Origin of the sequence: Vibrio sp., assembly GCF_047973365.1 — a bacterium.
In the GTDB taxonomy this organism is placed as follows: Bacteria; Pseudomonadota; Gammaproteobacteria; order Enterobacterales; family Vibrionaceae; genus Vibrio.
In genome coordinates this window covers 1-20,429 of sequence record NZ_JBKEBW010000108.1, presented here as the reverse complement: position 1 = coordinate 20,429, position 20,429 = coordinate 1, and the positions used below count along the sequence as shown (strand labels likewise).

The window sequence follows — 20,429 nt, the reverse complement described above, 5'->3', positions numbered from 1 at the left end:
ATTTTGGACGCTTACCCACCAGTACCGCCGAAACAGATTACGGTTAGTTGTGTACATCTAACTTCCTATGGCTTCCTTCAGACCCCACCGTTAGCCCGTGACGCCCTTGCCATTCGGATTGTCTTCCCCTTAGTCAGGGTGACTCCACTTTCTTTCAAGTGGACGGGTTTGCCAGCTTTGCTGGGCAAACAAAAAACCGCTGAATATTCAGCGGTTTTTGTCTATAAAGCGAATTATACCAAATACATTAATTTCATGAACAAGTAGACATTGAGTACCGATAAGCAAACCCTCCGAGCCATGGATGTCTCGGAGGAGCCCCATGGAAGGGTTTATGCGTGTTTGCGTTCGGTGATCATTGTCTAATACTGAACAGATTAACAGTGAAATTGGTATTATTTTTTCTTCTTCGCTTTTGCGTTTGGCAGGTCAGTAATTGTACCTTCAAACACTTCCGCCGCTAGACCTACAGATTCGTGTAGCGTTGGGTGAGCGTGGATAGTTAGAGCGATATCTTCCGCATCACAACCCATCTCGATAGCAAGACCGATTTCGCCTAGTAGTTCACCACCGTTAGTACCAACGATAGCACCACCGATTACGCGGTGAGTTTCTTTATCGAAGATTAGCTTAGTCATACCGTCTGCACAGTCAGACGCGATTGCACGACCTGATGCTGCCCATGGGAATGTTGCCACTTCGTAGTTGATGCCTTCTGCTTTCGCTTCTTTCTCAGTCTTACCAACCCAGGCAACTTCTGGCTCAGTGTAAGCAATTGAAGGAATAACTTTAGGATCGAAGTAGTGCTTCTTACCAGAGATAACTTCTGCAGCAACGTGACCTTCATGCACACCTTTGTGAGCAAGCATTGGTTGACCAACGATGTCACCGATAGCGAAGATGTGAGGAACGTTAGTACGCATTTGCTTGTCTACATTGATGAAGCCACGCTCATCAACTTCAAGACCCGCTTTCTCTGCATCAAGAAGTTTACCATTTGGTACACGACCGATAGCCACAAGAACCGCATCGTAACGCTCAGCTTCTGCTGGTGCTTTTTTGCCTTCCATTGAAACGTAGATACCGTCTTCTTTCGCTTCAACCGCTGTTACTTTAGTTTCCAGCATCAGGTTGAACTTATCTTTGATGCGCTTGGTGTAAACTTTAACGATGTCTTTATCCGCAGCAGGGATCACTTGGTCGAACATTTCAACTACGTCGATTTGTGAACCTAGTGCGTGGTATACCGTACCCATTTCCAGACCGATAATACCGCCACCCATGATCAACAGTTTTCCTGGTACTTCTTTCAGCTCAAGCGCGTCAGTTGAGTCCCAAATACGTGGATCTTCATGTGGAATAAATGGCAGTTTGATTGGGCGAGAACCCGCAGCAACGATAGCGTTGTCGAAGTTTACGGTTGTCTTACCATCTTCACCTTCCACTTCAATCGTGTTAGGACCAGTAAACTTACCAAAGCCGTTAACAACCGTTACTTTACGCATCTTAGCCATTCCGCCAAGACCGCCAGTTAACTGATTAATGACTTTTTCTTTCCATAGACGGATTTTATCGATATCCGTTTGCGGTTCGCCAAATACGATACCGTGTTCTGCAAGTGCTTTTGCTTCTTCGATAACTTTCGCTACGTGTAGCAATGCTTTTGATGGGATACAACCCACGTTCAAACATACACCGCCAAGAGTGCTGTAGCGTTCAACAAGTACAGTTTCCAGACCTAAGTCTGCACAACGGAATGCAGCGGAGTAACCAGCAGGACCTGCACCAAGTACAACAACTTGGGCTTTAATTTCTTTGCTCATTTCGACCTCTTGTAGTCAATATCCCTAACAGGCTGAGTGGGTATGATATCTTTTTTAATTAATACGATTATTTTCAGACCGCAACAGTTTACAGAGATGTTAATGGTGTGAAAAGTAAATCCATTTAGCCTGTGAGCTAGCCAACAATTCAAATGCAGGAAAATTTTCCATTTTCAAGAAAACTGCCTTTTTCAAATCGGTTGGATAAATACTGAATCAAGGCGGCTATTGCCGCCTTGTCTCTTTTTGATTACAGCACTAGACGACGGATGTCGCTTAGGCAGTTATTCAAGTAAGTGATGAAGCGTGCACCTTCAGCACCATCGATCACACGGTGGTCGTATGATAGAGATAGTGGAAGTTGTAGGCGAGCTTCGAACTCTTTACCGTTCCAAACTGGCTTCATTTCAGACTTAGATACCCCAAGGATACCTACTTCTGGCGCATTAACGATTGGCGTAAATGCAGTACCACCAATGCCACCTAGGCTAGAGATAGTAAAACAGCCGCCTTGCATGTCTGCCGCAGTCAGTTTGCCTGCACGAGCTTTCTTAGACACAACAGCCAGTTCATCAGAAAGTTCGTAAATGCCTTTCTTGTTTACGTCTTTGAATACCGGAACAACCAGACCGTTTGGCGTATCAACCGCGATACCTACGTTGACGTATTTCTTCAGAATCAAGCTTTCGCCATCTTCAGAAAGAGATGAGTTAAATGCAGGGAACGCTTCAAGCGCTTTAGCAACCGCTTTCATGATGAACACCAGTGGAGTGATCTTCATGCCAGTGTCTTTCTTCGCTTCAATCGCATTTTGCTCTTTACGGAAGTTTTCTAGTTCCGTGATGTCTGCGTTATCCCACTGTGTAACGTGAGGGATCATTACCCAGTTACGGTGTAGGTTGGCACCAGAGATCTTCTTAATACGCGATAGAGGTTGAACTTCAGTATCACCAAACTTGCTGAAATCAACTTTCGGCCAAGGGAGCAGACCAAGAGCCGCACCATCACCTTTACCAGAAGCCGATGCTGCCGCACCAGATTCAAGACGCTTAAGAGCCTCTTTCACGTAGTTCTGTACGTCTTCTTTTTGGATACGGTTCTTACGGCCTGAGCCCTTTACTTTCGCAAGGTTTACACCAAATTCGCGAGCTAAACGACGAACCACAGGTGAAGCGTGAGCGTAAACGTTGTTCTCTTCAAACTCAGTAGCTGCTGGCGCTGCTGCAGGTTTCGCCGCTTCAGCTTTAGGCGCTGCCGCTGCTGGAGTTGCTGCTTGAGCCGGTGCCGCTGCTGCAACTGGCGCTGCGCCAGCAACTTCGAACACCATGATTAGAGAACCAGTAGAAACTTTGTCACCAGCCGCTACTTTGATTTCTTTAACCGTACCAGCGAAAGGCGCAGGTACTTCCATAGAAGCTTTGTCGCCTTCAACAGTAATCAGAGATTGCTCTTCAGTGACTGTATCGCCAACCGCTACCATGATTTCAGTCACTTCTACTTCGTCGCCGCCGATATCTGGAACGTTAACTTCTTTAACGCCAGATGCTGCTGGTGCCGCCGCCGGAGCTGCTGCTGCAACTGGTGCAGGTGCTGCTGCGCCTGAACCTGCAACTTCGAAGATCATCACCAGTGAGCCAGTTGATACTTTATCGCCTGCTGCAACTTTGATTTCTTTTAGTGTACCTGCGAATGGTGCAGGTACTTCCATTGAAGCTTTGTCACCTTCTACTGTCAGTAGAGATTGCTCTTCAGCGATTGAATCGCCAACAGCAACTAGGATTTCAGTCACTTCAACTTCGTCGCCACCGATATCCGGTACACAAACTTCTTTCAGTTCACTTGCTGCCGCAGCTGCAGGTGCCGCTACGGGAGCCGCTTCTGCCGCTGGAGCAGACGCTTCTGCTTCTGCTTCAAAGATCATGATAAGTGAACCTGTTGTGACTTTATCGCCAGCAACAACTTTGATTTCTTTTACGATACCCGCTGTCGATGCTGGTACTTCCATAGAAGCCTTGTCGCCTTCTACCGTAATCAGAGACTGCTCTTCTTCAACCTTGTCGCCAACGCTGACAAGAATCTCAGTCACTTCAACCTCATCCGCACCGATATCAGGTACATTAATTTCGATTGCCATTATTCTTTCCTACCTTCAATTAAGCGTATAGCGGGTTTGTTTTTTCAGTGTCGATGTTAAATTTCTTAATGGCTTCAACCACCACAGATTTTTCAACATCACCACGTTTCGCTAGTTCGCTTAGCGCTGCAACCACAACGTAACCTGCGTTCACTTCGAAGTGACGACGTAAGTTGTCACGGCTGTCAGAACGACCAAAACCATCCGTACCCAGTACTTTGTATGACTCAGCAGGGATAAACGCACGGACTTGCTCTGCGTAGTTCTTCATGTAGTCAGTTGCTGCGATTGCAGGCTCAGTACCCATTACCGTTTGGATGTAAGGTACTTGTGCCTCAGCTTCTGGGTGAAGCATGTTGTAACGCTCACAAGCTTGACCATCACGAGTCACTTCGTTGAAAGACGTTACCGAGTAAACGTCAGAAGCAATACCGTAGTCATCACTTAGGATTTGCGCCGCTTTGCGTACTTCGTTCATGATAGTACCAGAGCTCATTAGCTGAACTTTCGCCTTATTACCCGCGTATGTCTCTAGCTTGTAGATACCTTTACGGATGCCATCGATAGCGCCTTCTGGCATGGCTGGCATGGCGTAGTTTTCGTTCATCAGAGTTAGGTAGTAGTAAACGTTCTCTTGATCACCATACATACGACGGATACCGTCTTGCATGATCACCGCAACTTCGTAGGCGAATGTTGGGTCGTAAGAGATACAGTTCGGTACAGTACCAGCCATGATGTGTGAGTGACCGTCTTCGTGTTGCAGACCTTCACCGTTTAGCGTTGTACGACCTGCTGTAGCGCCTAATAGGAAACCACGAGCTTGTTGGTCACCCGCCATCCATGCCATGTCACCAACACGTTGGAAACCGAACATAGAGTAGTAGATGTAGAACGGGATCATTGGTAGATCGTTAGTGCTGTATGAAGTTGCCGCAGCAACCCATGAAGACATAGCACCTAGCTCGTTGATACCTTCTTGTAGTACCTGACCAGAGGTTGCTTCTTTGTAGTAAGAAACGATATCACGGTCTTGTGGTGTGTAATTCTGTCCGTGCGGGTTGTAGATACCGATTTGACGGAACAGACCTTCCATACCAAATGTACGAGCTTCGTCAGCAATGATAGGAACGATGTTTGCACCGATATTCTTATCTTTAAGCAGTACATTCAGAGTACGTACAAACGCCATAGTGGTAGAGATTTCACGCTTCTGCTCATCAAGCAGAGGTTGGAACTCTTCAACTGCTGGAATGGTTAACTCTTTAGTGAAGTTAGGCAGACGCTTAGGCGTGTAACCTTTCAGAGCTTTACGACGAGCGTGTAAGTATTCGTATTCTTTCGAACCTTCTTCCAGAGTTAGGTATGGAAGTTCTTTCACTGCTTCGTCAGTTAGGATGTCTTGCAGACCCAGACGATCACGTAGGTGTAGCACGTGAGTCATATCCATCTTCTTAACTTGGTGCGCGATGTTCTTACCTTCTGCCGCTTCACCCATGCCGTAACCTTTCACTGTTTTCGCCAGGATTACAGTTGGACGACCTTTAGTGTCTTGTGCATTCTTGAAGGCTGCGTACAGTTTAGAAGAGTCGTGACCACCACGCTTAAGCGCGAATACTTCATCGTCAGTCATATCTGCAACCAGTGCTGCAGTTTCTGGGTATTTACCAAAGAAGTGCTCACGTACGTATGCGCCATCTTTAGCTTTGAATGTTTGGTAGTCGCCATCGATAGTTTCATTCATCAGTTGAAGAAGCTTACCGCTGGTGTCTTTCGCTAGCAGAGAATCCCAGTTGTTACCCCAGATAACTTTCACTACGTTCCAACCAGCACCTTTGAACAGACCTTCAAGTTCTTGGATGATCTTACCGTTACCCATAACAGGGCCGTCTAGACGCTGTAGGTTACAGTTGATTAGGAAACATAGGTTGTCGAGTTTTTCACGCGCAGCAAAAGAGATAGCACCGCGTGATTCTGGCTCATCCATCTCACCGTCACCTAAGAACGCATATACACGTTGCTCTGTGGTGTCTTTTAGACCACGACCATTTAGGTATTTTAGGAAACGAGCTTGATAAATAGCAGAGATTGGACCAAGACCCATAGATACAGTCGGGAATTGCCAGAACTCAGGCATCAATTTAGGGTGTGGGTATGAAGGGATACCTTTACCGTCTACTTCTTGACGGAAGTTGTCTAGTTGCTCAGCAGTTAGACGACCTTCAACGAATGCACGTGCGTAGATCCCAGGAGAGATGTGACCTTGGTAGTACACCAAATCGCCGCCATCTTTCTCGTTCGCCGCACGGAAGAAATGGTTGAAACAAGTTTCGTAGAATGCAGCCGAAGATTGGAAAGACGCCATATGGCCGCCTAGTTCTAAATCTTTCTTAGATGCACGTAGAACGATCATGATTGCGTTCCAACGGATGATAGAGCGAATACGACGCTCTAGCGTTGTGTCGCCCGGATATGCTGGCTCTTGTGCTGCAGGGATCGTATTGATGTAATTCGTTGTAACGCCTGTAGGCATATCAACGCCATCTAAACGAGCTTTCTCTAGCACTTCTTCTAGAATGAATTGCGCGCGCTCTACACCTTCTTCACGTACAACTGACTCAAGAGCTTCTAACCACTCCTGAGTTTCCAGTGCGTCTACGTCATGCTTCATGTCGGACATGGCGATCTATCCTTCTATTAGTTGGATTCTATTTATAATCGCAATAAACCGCTTAGTACGGCTCATTACCCTGTTGGATACGACGTAAAGAACGCTCTCGACGAGACTGTTCTCTGGTCAGTTCCAACAATGTTTCTTCAATATAAGCTAAATGAGAATGTGACATCTCGCGCGCCATATCAGGCTTACCAGAAACAATCGCATCCACGATGTTAGCTCGGTGCTGGTTTACTTTCTCAACCGCTTCTGGGCGGTGACGGAGTAATTTAAAATTCTGTAAAATGTTTTGCTCAAGCAAAGGCGCAAGACTACGGACGATATGCAAAATCACTACGTTGTGAGTTGCTTCGGTAAGGGCTATAAGAAACTCCATTACCGTTGAAGCTTCTGCTTCAAAATCACGTTTTTTCTGGGCTTCGCTGATCCTCAATATGCTTGATTGAATGCGAGCAAAATCTTCTGCTGTACCACGTAAAGCCGCAAAGTAGGCAGAAATACCTTCTAATGCGTGTCGCGCTTCAAGTAAGTCCAACTGAGTTTCTGAATGATTTGACAATAAATTTAGCAGAGGATCAGAGAAACTTTTCCAAATGTGCTCACTAACGAACGTACCACCGCCTTGGCGACGGGTAAGGAGACGTTTAGCTTCTAAGCGTTGAATGGCTTCACGAACTGATGGACGAGAAACTTCAAACTGTTTTGCTAACTCGCGTTCTGGTGGCAACTGCTGTCCAGGGGACAGCGTTCCTTCAATAATCAACCGTTCCAACTCTTGTTCAATAACATCAGAGAGTTTTGGCTGACGAATCCTTTGATAAGCCATAATTTATTATTCTTCTACTCTTTATGCTTTCTTATGCTTTCGTTGGTAATTGGTAATACCAATTTCAAATTGGAGAAGAAATTAACATAGTAATCCGGTCAGTGTCCAGTTAATTCTTGACCTAAATCATAAAATAAGGGTATTGGAAATACTTTATTAACAATAAAAATTATTTCTCAATACAATATTGGTAAGACCAATTACAAACCAGACACAAAATTAAGGTTATGGGTAAGAAGTGTTACCAATTCATTGCATGAATAGGAATCGAGCTTTTTAGGCGTAAAATCACCAATAATTATCGTACAAAGTGCTGTCTATTAGAGCTTTGTCACATTTACGCCCAATACAAAAAGCGGCTCAAAATAGAGCCGCGATTGGAAGAAGTTATTGGAATGTTACGATTATTTTGCTACTAAATGGTCGATCATTAATTGTAATGACTGATTCCCGCGAAACTCATTGATATCCAACTTGTACGCTAATCGTACGGTTTTTACTGAGGCATCGGGCCAACGGCGCACATCAACGTTGAAGGCAATGCCATCGATCATGATGTTAGTAGGATGACTTTTGTGTAGCGGTTCTAACATTAATTTAAGATGTTTTTCACCGACCAATTTTTGATGCAACACTTTAAACTCGCCATCAAAAATCGGCTCAGGGAATGCCTGCCCCCATGGGCCACCAGCACGTAGTGTCTCTGCGGTATGCATAGAGAACTCTTCAGGCTTGAGTTCTCCATCGCTCAGAATCACACCTTTTAACATCGCGTCATCAAGATCTTGACGAACCACCTCGTCAAACAGCTTACAAAAACGTTCGAAGTCTTTCTCCGCAATGGTCAAGCCAGCCGCCATCGCATGACCACCAAATTTCTTGATAACACCCGGATTTTGAGTATCAATTTTATCTAGTGCATCACGCATGTGCAGCCCAGCAATTGAGCGACAAGATCCTTTAATCAGACCATCGCCACCATCGGCAAAAGCGATCACAGGGCGGTGATATTGTTCTTTAATCCGCGAAGCCAGAATACCGATAACGCCTTGGTGCCAGTCTCTTTGGAACAGCACTAAGCCATAAGGAAGCTCGCTATCTTTACCAAACTCAAGACGCTCACAAAACGCTATTGCCTCTTGCTTCATTCCTTCTTCGATATCTTTACGCGTTTGATTTAAAGCATCTAATTCACTCGCCATACGACGCGCAGCGTGGATGTTGTTACACAGCAGCAGTTCGACGCCAAAAGACATATCGTCTAACCGCCCTGCCGCGTTAATACGGGGGCCAAGTGCAAAACCGAAATCGGATGCCACCAGTTTGCTTGCATCACGCTTAGCAACTTCAATCAACGCCTGAATACCCGGACGGGCAAGTCCGGCACGAATTCTCTGTAAACCTTGGTGCACCAGAATGCGGTTGTTTTCATCCAGAGCAACCACGTCAGCAACCGTACCCAAAGCGACTAAATCGATCAATTCCATCAATTTAGGCTCTTGCATAGCTTGTTCGGTAAAGTAGCCCACTTTACGCATATGAACGCACAGCGCCATCATCAGGTAAAAGGCAACCCCCACACCCGCCAATGCTTTTGAAGGAAAAGCACACTGCTGAAGGTTTGGGTTTACCATCGCATCCACTTCTGGCAACTCTTTGCCTGGTAAATGGTGATCCGTGACCAGTACCTGCAAGCCTTTTTGTTTGGCATAGCGAACACCTTCAATCGAGGAAACCCCGTTATCCACCGTCATGATCATCTCAGCGCCTAAGCTTATCGCTTGATCAACCACTTCCGGGCTTAATCCATACCCATCTTCAAAACGGTTGGGAACCAGATAATCCACATTGCGGCTGCCAAGCATGTGCAAAGCCAGTACCGAAAGCGCAGAACTGGTTGCGCCATCGGCATCAAAATCACCAACAATGATAATGCGCTTTTGCTCTAGAATTGCTTGATACAGCAATTCAACCGCTTGTTCGATGCCATGCAGTTTTTGATAAGAGTGCAGTGCTTTAGCGGCTTTGTTTAACTGCTCTAAATCGGTGACACCACGATTTAAATACACACGTTTTAAAATTGGCGCAATAGAATCAGGAAGAAGTGATAAATCAGGTTCTGGTCTGCGTTGAATTTCGATCATAGCGGGATTTCTGTTATGCATAGATGTCCAGACTTGGGTTTCCCCAAGCCTGAACATTGATTAATTATTGCTGTTGAAGACGCTGCTCAAGCTGTGCCGGCGGAAGATATCCGCCCACCATATCACCAGAGGATAAGAATATCGCTGGCGTTCCACTGATACCCAATTCACGCCCCAGTTGGTAATGGTCGGTAATGGTTTGTTTGCACTGCGCTAAATTTTTGCCTTGCGCGACTTCCGCCAAACTACGGCTCACTTTTGTATTGTGCATTGCCGTTGCTGGATCATCCGCACACCAAATTTGCGCCATATTATCGGCAACTTGCCCCTTCGCCCCCTGACGAGGGAAAGCTAAATAACGAATCGTAATACCACGTTTGTTGTATTCCTTCATCTCTTGGTGCAAACGAACACAATAGCCACAGGTGATATCGGTAAACACAGTCACAGCGTATTTTTCGTTGTCGGCTTTGTACTCAATCATACTGTCTCTAAATTGGGCAATTTTCTCAGCATTGATTGGCGCTTGGCGCTTGGCCATGACATCCACATACGAACCGTCTTCACTCAGCTCATAAAGTGTACCGGCAATCAGATATTTTGCGTCAGGAGAGGCGAACAACACCCCACTTTCAGTTTTCACTTCAACCAATCCATCAATAGATGAAGGTACAACATCCATCACTGGCATACCCAGCTTTGCAAATTTGTCGATGAAGGCGTCTTTGTCGATTTCAGTCGCTGCTGATGAGCTCACTGAAAAACAGGTTAAAGCTAAGAATGGAACCAGAAGTAGAGTCAGTCGGCGGAATACGCTCATTAAAATCACCTTTAAGCCCTTGGATGGTGCTCACTATGTATTTGTTTAAGTCGCTCAGTTGCAACATGAGTATAAATTTGCGTGGTCGATAAGTCACTATGCCCTAAAAGCATCTGTACCACACGCAAATCTGCACCATGGTTTAACAAATGAGTGGCAAAAGCATGACGCAAAACGTGCGGAGAAAGCTTCTCGACATCAATACCAGCAATCACAGCGTAATGTTTGATGCGATGCCAAAACGTTTGTCTGGTCATCTGTTGCGCTCGTTTGCTTGGAAAGACGACATCTGAAGTTTGCTGCCCTAGCAATTCAGGCCGACCTTGATGAATAAAAGTTTCAATCCACTCAATTGCGTTCTCTCCCATAGGAACCAAACGTTCTTTGCCACCTTTACCAATCACACGCACAACTCCTTGGCGCAAGCTGATATTTTCTGTGGTCAGTGAGACCAATTCAGTGACACGCAATCCCGTGGCATACAGCAATTCAAGCATCGCTTTATCACGCAACTCCACAGGGTCATTCAAATCCTGAGCATTGAGTAAAGCTTCCACTTGTTCTTCGGTCAAATCTTTGGGTAAGCGTTTTGGCAATTTCGGACTGACCATCAAAGCCGTTGGGTCATCGCTACGCACTTTTTCGCGATGCAGGTATTGAAACAGACGGCGTATCGCAGACAACATTCGTGCACGCGAGGTCTGCTTGTAATCTTGCTCCACCAACCATGTTTGATACTCTTGCAGACCAGACAAACTGATGAAATTCAAACGGTAGTTATTCTTATTCATCCAGCCTAAAAGTTTTGTTAAATCATTACGATATGACACTACCGTATTTTCAGACAAGCCTCTTTCCAGCCAGAGAGTATCTAAGAATTGCTCCATAATGCCTTGGTCAGGCAAAAATAATTCCGACACGTATTCCTCTTTTCTTATCGTTATGCGAGATGCTTTTTCTTATCGTTATGCGAAATGATAGTGAATTGCCACTTAGGCTACGAGATATCACATAGATATGCCATAAAAATCGGGATTGCTCAGGATATTCACTGCACTCTTACTCATTTTATGTTTAGAATCCACCATTCTAGCGTAACAAAGAACGAAATAACGTATGAAAATTGGTCTATTTTACGGCTCAACGACCTGCTATACCGAAATGGCGGCCGAGAAAATGCGCGCTATTATTGGTGATGATCTACTCGACATTCATAATGTAAAAGAGACACCACTCAGCTTAATGGGTGATTATGATCTGTTAATATTAGGCATCTCGACGTGGGACTTTGGAGAGATCCAAGAGGACTGGAACGAATTATGGGATCAAATAGATGGCGTACCGCTAAACGGCAAGTCCGTCGCATTGTTCGGCTTAGGCGATCAAGAAGGCTATGGCGAATGGTATCTGGATGCGATGGGACTGCTACACGACGAGATCAAGAAGACCGGAGCTAGCATCATTGGCTACTGGCCGATTGAAGGCTATACCTTTGAAGCATCGAAAGCGCTGACCAAAGACGGCACGCAATTTGTTGGCTTAGCACTGGATGAAGACTCTCAATACGAACTCAGCGATGAGCGCATTGCGACTTGGGTTGAACAAGTGCTGACGGAGTATCAAGAGTCTCTCTAGAATCTCTTAAGTAAAGCGCGGTACTTTATCCAGTCAAAAACAAGACCGGGGTCGGTTTTACGCATCGGGGCAATACATTGATGCCCCGTGATTCTTGGCACCGTAATTTGCGGATAAGCAACCATCAACGCTTGGCTGAGCTTGGCTAACGCTTGATATTGCTGCTCGGTATAAACAACAAAATCCGTCCCTTCCAGCTCAATACCTATCGAATAATCATTACAACCTTCTCTGCCAGCAAAACAAGACTGCCCGGCATGCCACGCTCTGGCGCTAAACGGTACAAACTGTACCACTTCACCATCTCTTCGGATCAAACAGTGCGCAGACACCCCCATGTTATGGATCACTTTAAAAAATGGATGCTGATCCGGATTCAGTTTTCCGGTAAAAAACTGCTCAATATAATCGCCACCAAATTGTCCCGGCGGCAAACTAATGTTATGCACCACGAGCAATGAGATATCATTAGCGTCGCTGCGCTCGTCAAAATACGGTGACGGCACTTTGCGCGCAGTGTGATACCACCCTTGGTTATCAATCATAAAGAGACCTTTGCTTATTGGTTCAGAGCTTATGATTTTAACTGTCTCACGACGAAATGCGAGATTAAGAGCTGAATTTAAATACGACTCAGCGTATTATTCCTCACTCTGTTAATTCGGAATAAGACTTGCGATGAAGAATACTCACAATAGCCAAGAGCGCCTTGATTACCTAAAACAGCAACTACCATTGGAAATTGCTCGCACCGTTGCAGCGACCCTAAAGGAAGATTTAGGTGGCACGCTCGATCCAGCAGCAGATCTAACCGCAAATCTTATTCCTGCCGAAGTACAAGGCACGGCCACCATTATTACCCGCGAACACGGTGTGTTCTGTGGTAAAGCATGGGCGGATGAAGTTTTCAAACAGCTTGGCGGTGATGTCACTATCGACTGGCATGTCGAAGATGGCGACAAGGTAGAACCCAATCAGACACTTTGTTCGCTTACAGGTCCAGCGCGAATCCTTCTTACAGGCGAGCGCAACGCGATGAACTTTATTCAGACACTTTCTGGTTGCGCAACCACTACAGCGCAGTACGCAAAAGTATTGGAAGGCACCGGCTGTCGCTTGCTCGACACTCGCAAAACCATTCCCGGTTTACGTAGTGCTCTAAAATATGCAGTGGCTTGTGGCGGTGGTTTTAACCACCGTATCGGTGTATTTGATGCTTACCTGATTAAAGAGAACCACATTATTGCTAACGGTGGTATTACTCAAACGATTAAAACCGCCAAAGAACTCAATCCGGGTAAGCCGGTTGAAGTTGAAACGGAGAGCCTAGAAGAACTGCGTGAAGCAATTGAAGCCGGTGCAGATATCATCATGCTCGACAACTTCACCATGGATATGATGCGTGAAGCGGTGGCGATAAATGCAAGTCGTGCGGCATTAGAAAACTCAGGCAACGTTACCTTAGAAACGCTGCGCGAATATGCGAAAACAGGTGTTGATTACATTTCAGTGGGTGCATTAACCAAGCACATCAGAGCCATGGATCTCTCCATGCGTTTCAAATAAGCGCTTTAAATTAACTTCAACAGCGTTACCGTCAAATCTGTTTCAATATTAAGACCCGCTTCGGCGGGTTTTATTTTTTACTACCATCTGCTTTACTGCCATCTTGCTACGCATCCCCCCAACTAATGCGAAGTCAGTCGAAAGCTTTTGTTATCCCGATGAAAATCATTGAGTAAATAAATCTCATCACTCGCGCAACTGAACCACAGTCATTCTCAATAGCAAACCGAGCACATAATCTCTTACTCCGAATAGCCCAAACAAACGGAGAAAGGCAATGAAAACAAATCTGCTTAAAAAACAGCAAGGTTTTACCCTAATTGAATTGATGATAGTTGTCGCTATCATAGGAGTACTGTCTGCGATTGCAGTCCCTGCGTATCAAAACTATGTATCTCGCAGTGAGGCAGCCTCAGGGCTTGCTACCTTAAGAGCACTTCAAACCCCCGCTGAACTTCAATGGCAACAAGAAGGTAAGTTAACGACTGTTGAGTCATTAGGTACAACACCAAATGCCAGCAAGCTAGGCTCAATTTCTGTGACTCCAGCAGGTGAAATCAAATTTGCCTTCACAGATGGCGCACTTAAAGGTAAACACGTTGCAATTACTCGAGGAACCTCAGGTTGGACGTGCGTGAATACCACCGATATCGATTTGAAATCATGTCCACCCGCTAATGTGGCGAATGCGGGTAAGGCAGCCCCTGGCGCACTCTAGCAATGCTGACTTGATAAGCTGTTAACTGATGATAACCAACCTTATTGCGCTCTTGCGTCAAGCTGACTTACTCAGCGCTGAACAACAAGAAAGCGTGGTCGAGCATATCGAAGCTTCTGGTACCAATGTACCAGAAGCTTTAATTGATCTCGGCCTTATCCAGTCATTTGAACTCGCCAATTATCTGCATCAGCAATTGGATATGTCGATTACTCAACTGAGCGAGTTTGAGTATACTCAAGTATGCCAGCAGCTTGGGCTAAGAGAGCTCATTACCCGCTTTAACGCGCTGCCCCTGCAACTGCAAAATAACCAGTTACTTCTGGCTGTGTCTGATCCGACTCACCCTAGCGTTGAAGACGAATTTCGTTTTACCACCGGATTGAATATAGAACTGGCATTAGCCGATCATAAGTCCCTGCAAGCGGCGATTCGTCGCCTTTATGGAAAAACAATCAACAACGAAGCTAAGCAGAACATAGAAATCAGCCAAGATGAGCTGGCTAATCTGGTTGAACTCTCTGACGATGAGTTTCAGTCGATCGAAGATCTCAGTAAAGATGAATCACCCGTCAGCCGATTTATTAATCAGGTATTACTTGATGCGGTACGCAAAGGCGCTTCTGATATTCACTTTGAACCTTATGAAAATGTCTACCGTATCCGTCTGCGTTGTGATGGCATTCTGGTTGAAACTCACCGCCCAGCCAGCCATCTAAGCCGACGACTTGCTGCGCGTATCAAGATCCTGTCTAAACTCGATATTGCCGAGCGCAGACTTCCCCAGGACGGTCGTATCAAGCTTCGCCTGAATCGAGATACCGCAATAGATATGCGCGTATCTTCCCTACCAACATTGTGGGGAGAAAAAATCGTATTACGTCTACTCGATAGCAGCGCAGCCAATCTCGACATCAATAAACTGGGTTACGATGATATCCAGAAACAACACTATTTAGACGCACTGAAAAAGCCGCAAGGCATGATTCTAATGACGGGTCCCACCGGGAGTGGCAAAACGGTTTCTTTGTACACAGGGCTACGCATACTGAATACCGCTGAAATTAATATCTCAACCGCAGAAGATCCGGTGGAAATTAACCTGTCTGGCGTGAATCAGGTACAGGTTCAGCCCAAAATTGGTTTTGGATTTTCTGACGCATTACGGTCATTTCTTCGCCAAGACCCAGATGTGGTTATGGTGGGAGAGATAAGGGACTTAGAAACCGCCGAAATTGCAGTAAAAGCGGCGCAGACCGGACATCTCGTCCTCTCAACCCTTCATACTAACTCAGCGGCAGAGACAGTAATACGTCTGGCGAACATGGGGGTTGAGCCTTTTAACCTCGCTTCGTCTTTGAGTTTAATCATCGCTCAGCGCCTGGCACGAAGACTCTGTTGTCACTGTAAAGTAGCAACAACACCATCGGTTACCTTACAAACTCAGTTCAACTTGGCAGAGGATGAAATTATCTACCAAGCAAACCATTTGGGATGCAACGAATGTACTGGCGGTTATTCAGGGCGAGTGGGTATCTACGAAGTCATGGCTTTCAACGAAGCCTTGGCTGAAGCCATTATGAACAAAGCAAGCGTGACACAAATTGAGGCTATAGCTAAAGCGAACGGCATGAGTACGCTAGTCGAGTCAGGTATCACAAAATTGCGCCAAGGCGTTACTAGTTTTGCGGAATTGCAACGTGTTTTGTATTTCTAATCCGCAGTGAGTTTTTATATGAAAAAGAACCTTGCCCCACAACTGAGTAGCTTTCGCTGGAAAGGAATTAACAGCACAGGTAAGAAAGTTTCAGGTCAACTGCTCGCCATGACTGAAATCGAGGTACGTGGCAAGTTAAGTGAACAGAATATTAAGGTTAAAAAAATCAGCAAAGGAAGTGCGCCACTTCTTACCCGGATGTTTAATAAAGTAAAAGCAAAAGATATTACTTTGCTGACTCGTCAACTCGCGACTATGTTGACCACTGGCGTCCCCATCATTCAGGCCTTAAAACTGGTGGGAGAGAATCATCGTAAACCCGAGATGAAATCCATTTTGACGCAGATATCGAAAGGCGTCGAAGCTGGCACTCCCATTTCCAAAGCAATGCGTAATACCAGTAGCCACTTCGATCCTTTGTATGTCGATTTAATTCAAACCGGTGAACAATCCGGCAACTTAGCCGAAGTTTTTCAACGTTTAGCCATTTATCGTGAAAAAAGTGAAGAGCTAAAAGCCAAAGTGATTAAGGCATTAATCTATCCAGCGATGGTTGTACTGGTGGCTCTCAGCGTTTCTTACTTGATGCTGACTATGGTCATTCCCGAATTTGAATCTATGTTCAGCGGTTTTGGCGCGGAACTGCCATGGTTTACCCAACAAGTGTTAAAACTGTCACATGCTGTTCAGGCTTATAGTTTCATCGCTCTAATCATGGTTAATTTGACCTATCTGGTCTTTCGCACGGCGAGGAAAAAATCCTTTGCTTTTCGCCTTAAGACCAGTCGCTTGGGGCTGAAATGCCCGGTTATCGGAGGCGTGCTGGCAAAAGCAGCAATTGCCAAATTTAGCCGAACTCTGGCGACCAGTTTCAGTGCCGGCATTCCTATACTTTCCAGCCTGAAAACCACAGCCAAAACAGCCGGAAATGTCCATTTTGAGTATGCCGTTAATGAGGTTCATCGAGATACCGCATCAGGTATGCCAATGTATATTGCCATGCGCAATACCGAAGCCTTTCCTGAAATGGTTTTACAAATGGTGATGATTGGCGAAGAGTCAGGAAAACTTGACGACATGCTGAATAAAATTGCGTCAATTTATGAGTTTGAAGTGGACAATACCGTCGATAATCTGGGGAAAATACTCGAACCACTGATTATTGTATTTCTTGGTGTCGTGGTTGGTGGGTTAGTTGTCTCAATGTATTTGCCAATCTTTAACTTAATGAGCGTGTTGGGGTAATATACCCATCATTAACACATTCAATAGCTTAGTTATGTCTAATGAATCCTCTTTTCTTTTACTGTGGTAAATGAGCGAACAAATGGAAATTTTCGAATACTATCCCTGGCTTTTTGTTGCCTTTGCCACGGTTTTGGGCTTAATCATTGGCAGCTTTCTCAACGTCGTGATCTACCGTCTACCGAAAATGATGGAACGTGAATGGCGTCAAGAATGTGCGGACTGCTTTCCAGAAGCCAATATTCAGCCGCCAGAAGGCAAACTGACGCTAAGTACTCCACGTTCAACCTGCCCAAGTTGCCACACGCCGCTGCGCATTATCGACAATGTACCTGTTGTTAGTTGGTTACTATTGCGCGGTAAATGTGCTCATTGTCAATCGCCAATCAGTGCTCGTTATCCCTTAATTGAGCTACTGACTGCCGTTATCAGTTTGGTTGTCGCGCAACACTTTGGCTTTAGTGACTTCACGATTGCCTTACTGTTTTTCAGCTATGTTCTTATTGCGGCAACCTTTATCGACCTAGATACCCTATTGTTGCCTGACCAACTCACCCTACCGCTACTTTGGGCAGGTATGACTCTTTCGCTCGTCGGTGTTAGCCCTGTGTCTCTGCAAGATGCAATTATTGGTGCTATCGCCGGTTACCTAGCGTTATGGTCTGTGTATTGGATCTTTAAGTTAGCAACCGGTAAGGAAGGAATGGGATACGGTGATTTTAAATTGCTTGCTGCATTAGGCGCTTGGTTAGGCTGGCAACATCTGCCATTGATTATTTTGCTCTCCTCTCTGGTTGGATTAGTATTCGGCATCATTCAATTACGATTAAAAAAACAAGGCATCGATAAAGCATTCCCATTTGGACCTTATATTTCGATTGCCGGTTGGATTGCTCTACTGTGGGGACAGCAGATGATTGAAAGCTACTATGCTTATTTACTGGGGTACTAAACTATGGCATTAGTCATCGGGCTCACTGGTGGTATTGCAAGCGGAAAGACGACTGTGGCTAATCTGTTTCATGACCAATTCGGCATTGAGATTGTTGATGCAGACATGATTGCCCGCCAAGTGGTCGAAAAAGGCAGTGACGGTCTGCAAGCCATTCATCAGCATTTCGGCGACGAGATATTAACCACAGAGGGTGAACTTAACCGCTCACAGCTTAGAAAGCGAATCTTTACCAATCGAGAGGAAAAAACGTGGGTAAACCAGTTACTTCATCCGATGATTCGAACGCGCATGGAACACGATCTAAAGCAAGTAACCTCTCCCTATGCTCTGTTGGTGGTTCCACTACTTACTGAGAACAATTTGCAACATATGGTCGATCGGGTTCTCGTTGTTGATGTGGATGAAGACACTCAGATTGAAAGAACTATGACGCGAGATAAAGTGCCGATGGAACAAGCTAAATCGATTCTGGCAGCACAAGCGAGCCGTGAACACCGTTTAGCGATAGCCGATGATGTGATTAAAAATGATGCAAAAAACCAGAAACTTTTGCCTCAAATCACAGAATTACACAAAAAGTACCTAGCCATAAGCCGTACAAATCTGTGAGAATAAGTCTAAAGGACGCAAGGCAAATCTGATGACCACACACAAGTTTGAACACCCTCTGAATGAAAAAACACGTATTTATTTACGAGTGGAAGCGTTACTGCAGCAGATAGAAAAAGCATCTGCCTTTGCCGATAGTATTCAGCACCAACTGTTTTTCCGTTCTCTGTTCGATTTACTGGAAATCTTCGAACAAATACAGCTAAAGAGTGAGTTGGCAAAAGACATCGAAAAACAGCGTCTAATGTATCGTAGTTGGCTTAATGTGGATGGTGTTGATCACAACATGCTGACAACACTGCTTAATGAGATCGACGACGTCCACCGCAACCTAATGGGCGCAGATCGCTTTGGTCAATCTTTAAAGGAAGACCGTTTCCTATCCGCCATTCGACAGCGTTTTAACCTACCAGGCGGCTCATGCTGTTTTGATCTTCCTGCTCTCCACTACTGGCTGCATTTATCGCTGGAGAAAAAATCCCAGGATGCCAATAAGTGGCTGAACACGTTAAAACCACTGTTAGATGCGCTCACTCTTTGGCTCAAACTCACCCGCGAAACCGGTACATTTAAAGCTCGGATTGCTCAATCAGGCTTTTACCAAAGCGATGCTGAAGATGCCAACATCCTACGCCTGTCCATTCCGCTTGAATATGGTGTTTACCCAATGATCTCCGGGCATAAAAATCGCTTTGCGATTAAATTTATCGACTTTAAAACTGGGCAAGCCAGCTCTGAAGAGATACCCTTTGACCTTGCTGTGTGCTGCTAAAGCAACGTTTCTTAACACACCAACCATCATTAATAGGAAATCCAGATGTCGTCCAAAAAGCCTACAGTGGTGAAATGCCCTCAATGCCAGCAAGAAGTCGTATGGAGTGAGCAAAGCCCTCATCGCCCTTTTTGTAGTAAAAAATGCCAGATGATCGATTTTGGCGAATGGGCCGATGAAGAAAATGCCATTGCTGGCGCACCCGATATGTCTGACTCAGACGGATGGTCAGAAGAGTATCCGTCTTAATTCATAGTGAATTTGATCCAAATCGAGTAGGGTGAGGCGTTACCGCCTCATCCCTCTCACAGAACCGTACGTACGGACCTCGTATACGGCTCATGCATACTTCCATTCAGCATAATTGCTAAACACATACCCTGTTCCTACTTGCTCAAGATTTACCATCCCCAGTTCGTTGAACCATTGGTTTGGCATCGCATAACTGGCTAGAGGACTTTGCGCTTTTCTCCAACTTCTCAGTCGGATAAATCTAAACGGCGGCTTATATCCAAGCTGTTTTAGCCTTCTGTGCATCCGCTCCGGTTTCTTCCATAATTTCAGTTGGATACTGCGAAGTCTTCGTCTCAGCCATCCTGCTATCTTTGAGTATTCCCTGCTACTATTGGCGATCCTGAAGTATTGACTGAACCCTCTTAATACAGGATTTAAGTTCTTGATAACTTCACTTATGGGTTTTCCACCATTGCGTTTCGTCATCTGCTTCAACTTCTTTTTGAACTCTACTAATTTCTTGGGCTGTATACGGGTATATTCACTCCCGATCT

General features: G+C 45.3%; 18 protein-coding genes and 1 pseudogene. 10 read left to right on the top strand and 9 right to left on the bottom strand.

What is annotated here, in order from left to right:
• A pseudogene (locus tag ACK5MF_RS13995) lies at nt 1-267 on the top strand (hypothetical protein); the annotation flags it as partial.
• A 128-nt stretch (nt 268-395) separates the two neighbouring features.
• On the opposite strand, the gene lpdA reads toward ACK5MF_RS13995, so the two are convergent.
• From lpdA to xerD, 7 genes are all read right to left on the bottom strand, one after another.
• A complete protein-coding gene (gene lpdA / locus ACK5MF_RS13990; RefSeq protein WP_416923214.1) occupies nt 396-1,823 on the bottom strand; it encodes a dihydrolipoyl dehydrogenase in 1,428 nt (475 codons plus the stop codon).
• Nucleotides 1,824-2,073: 250 nt separating this feature from the next.
• A complete protein-coding gene (gene aceF / locus ACK5MF_RS13985; protein WP_416923213.1) occupies nt 2,074-3,957 on the bottom strand; it encodes a pyruvate dehydrogenase complex dihydrolipoyllysine-residue acetyltransferase in 1,884 nt (627 codons plus the stop codon).
• A gap of 19 nt (nt 3,958-3,976) precedes the next feature.
• Nucleotides 3,977-6,637 (bottom strand): pyruvate dehydrogenase (acetyl-transferring), homodimeric type, encoded by a 2,661-nt coding sequence (aceE, locus tag ACK5MF_RS13980; protein ID WP_416923212.1) that lies wholly within the window; start codon nt 6,635-6,637, stop codon nt 3,977-3,979.
• A gap of 52 nt (nt 6,638-6,689) precedes the next feature.
• Nucleotides 6,690-7,460, bottom strand: a complete 771-nt coding sequence (gene pdhR, locus ACK5MF_RS13975) for a pyruvate dehydrogenase complex transcriptional repressor PdhR (RefSeq protein ID WP_416923211.1) — start codon at nt 7,458-7,460, stop codon at nt 6,690-6,692.
• A 404-nt stretch (nt 7,461-7,864) separates the two neighbouring features.
• Nucleotides 7,865-9,604: a single-stranded-DNA-specific exonuclease RecJ gene (recJ, locus tag ACK5MF_RS13970; protein ID WP_416923210.1), complete on the bottom strand. Its 1,740-nt coding sequence runs from the start codon at nt 9,602-9,604 to the stop codon at nt 7,865-7,867.
• Nucleotides 9,605-9,668: 64 nt separating this feature from the next.
• Nucleotides 9,669-10,424 (bottom strand): bifunctional protein-disulfide isomerase/oxidoreductase DsbC, encoded by a 756-nt coding sequence (gene dsbC / locus ACK5MF_RS13965; protein ID WP_416923209.1) that lies wholly within the window; start codon nt 10,422-10,424, stop codon nt 9,669-9,671.
• 11 nt (nt 10,425-10,435) lie between these two features.
• Nucleotides 10,436-11,344: a site-specific tyrosine recombinase XerD gene (xerD, locus tag ACK5MF_RS13960; RefSeq protein ID WP_416923208.1), complete on the bottom strand. Its 909-nt coding sequence runs from the start codon at nt 11,342-11,344 to the stop codon at nt 10,436-10,438.
• Between the two features lie 196 nt (nt 11,345-11,540).
• Between xerD and fldB the strand changes: the two genes are divergently transcribed.
• On the top strand, nt 11,541-12,059 hold the full coding sequence (fldB, locus tag ACK5MF_RS13955) for a flavodoxin FldB (RefSeq protein WP_416923207.1): 519 nt from the start codon (nt 11,541-11,543) through the stop codon (nt 12,057-12,059).
• On the opposite strand, the gene ampD is transcribed toward fldB, so the two are convergent.
• Nucleotides 12,056-12,604, bottom strand: a complete 549-nt coding sequence (gene ampD / locus ACK5MF_RS13950) for a 1,6-anhydro-N-acetylmuramyl-L-alanine amidase AmpD (protein ID WP_416923206.1) — start codon at nt 12,602-12,604, stop codon at nt 12,056-12,058. The two genes, fldB and ampD, sit on opposite strands and share 4 nt — an antisense overlap.
• A gap of 133 nt (nt 12,605-12,737) precedes the next feature.
• On the opposite strand from ampD, the gene nadC reads away from it, so the two are divergent.
• The 8 genes from nadC to yacG all read left to right on the top strand — a co-directional run bounded on the left by nadC (nt 12,738) and on the right by yacG (nt 19,890).
• Entirely contained in the window at nt 12,738-13,625 is an 888-nt protein-coding gene (gene nadC, locus ACK5MF_RS13945; RefSeq protein ID WP_416923205.1) for a carboxylating nicotinate-nucleotide diphosphorylase, read from the top strand.
• A 277-nt stretch (nt 13,626-13,902) separates the two neighbouring features.
• Complete coding sequence (locus ACK5MF_RS13940) at nt 13,903-14,343, top strand: pilin (protein WP_416923204.1); 441 nt, start codon at nt 13,903-13,905, stop codon at nt 14,341-14,343.
• 28 nt (nt 14,344-14,371) lie between these two features.
• Entirely contained in the window at nt 14,372-16,060 is a 1,689-nt protein-coding gene (gene pilB, locus ACK5MF_RS13935) for a type IV-A pilus assembly ATPase PilB (protein WP_416923203.1), read from the top strand.
• A gap of 18 nt (nt 16,061-16,078) precedes the next feature.
• A complete protein-coding gene (locus ACK5MF_RS13930) occupies nt 16,079-17,305 on the top strand; it encodes a type II secretion system F family protein (RefSeq protein ID WP_416923202.1) in 1,227 nt (408 codons plus the stop codon).
• A gap of 82 nt (nt 17,306-17,387) precedes the next feature.
• Entirely contained in the window at nt 17,388-18,257 is an 870-nt protein-coding gene (locus tag ACK5MF_RS13925; RefSeq protein ID WP_416923201.1) for a prepilin peptidase, read from the top strand.
• Nucleotides 18,258-18,260: 3 nt separating this feature from the next.
• Nucleotides 18,261-18,869: a dephospho-CoA kinase gene (gene coaE / locus ACK5MF_RS13920; protein WP_416923200.1), complete on the top strand. Its 609-nt coding sequence runs from the start codon at nt 18,261-18,263 to the stop codon at nt 18,867-18,869.
• Between the two features lie 31 nt (nt 18,870-18,900).
• Nucleotides 18,901-19,641 (top strand): cell division protein ZapD, encoded by a 741-nt coding sequence (gene zapD, locus ACK5MF_RS13915; RefSeq protein ID WP_416923199.1) that lies wholly within the window; start codon nt 18,901-18,903, stop codon nt 19,639-19,641.
• Nucleotides 19,642-19,686: 45 nt separating this feature from the next.
• The gene (yacG, locus tag ACK5MF_RS13910; RefSeq protein ID WP_416923198.1) at nt 19,687-19,890 is read left to right on the top strand and encodes a DNA gyrase inhibitor YacG; all 204 of its coding nucleotides are present in this window, start codon (nt 19,687-19,689) and stop codon (nt 19,888-19,890) included.
• A gap of 90 nt (nt 19,891-19,980) precedes the next feature.
• Here the strand turns inward: yacG and ACK5MF_RS13905 are convergent.
• The coding region (locus tag ACK5MF_RS13905) for a group II intron maturase-specific domain-containing protein (RefSeq protein ID WP_416923197.1) at nt 19,981-20,429 on the bottom strand (449 nt) is incomplete at its 5' end.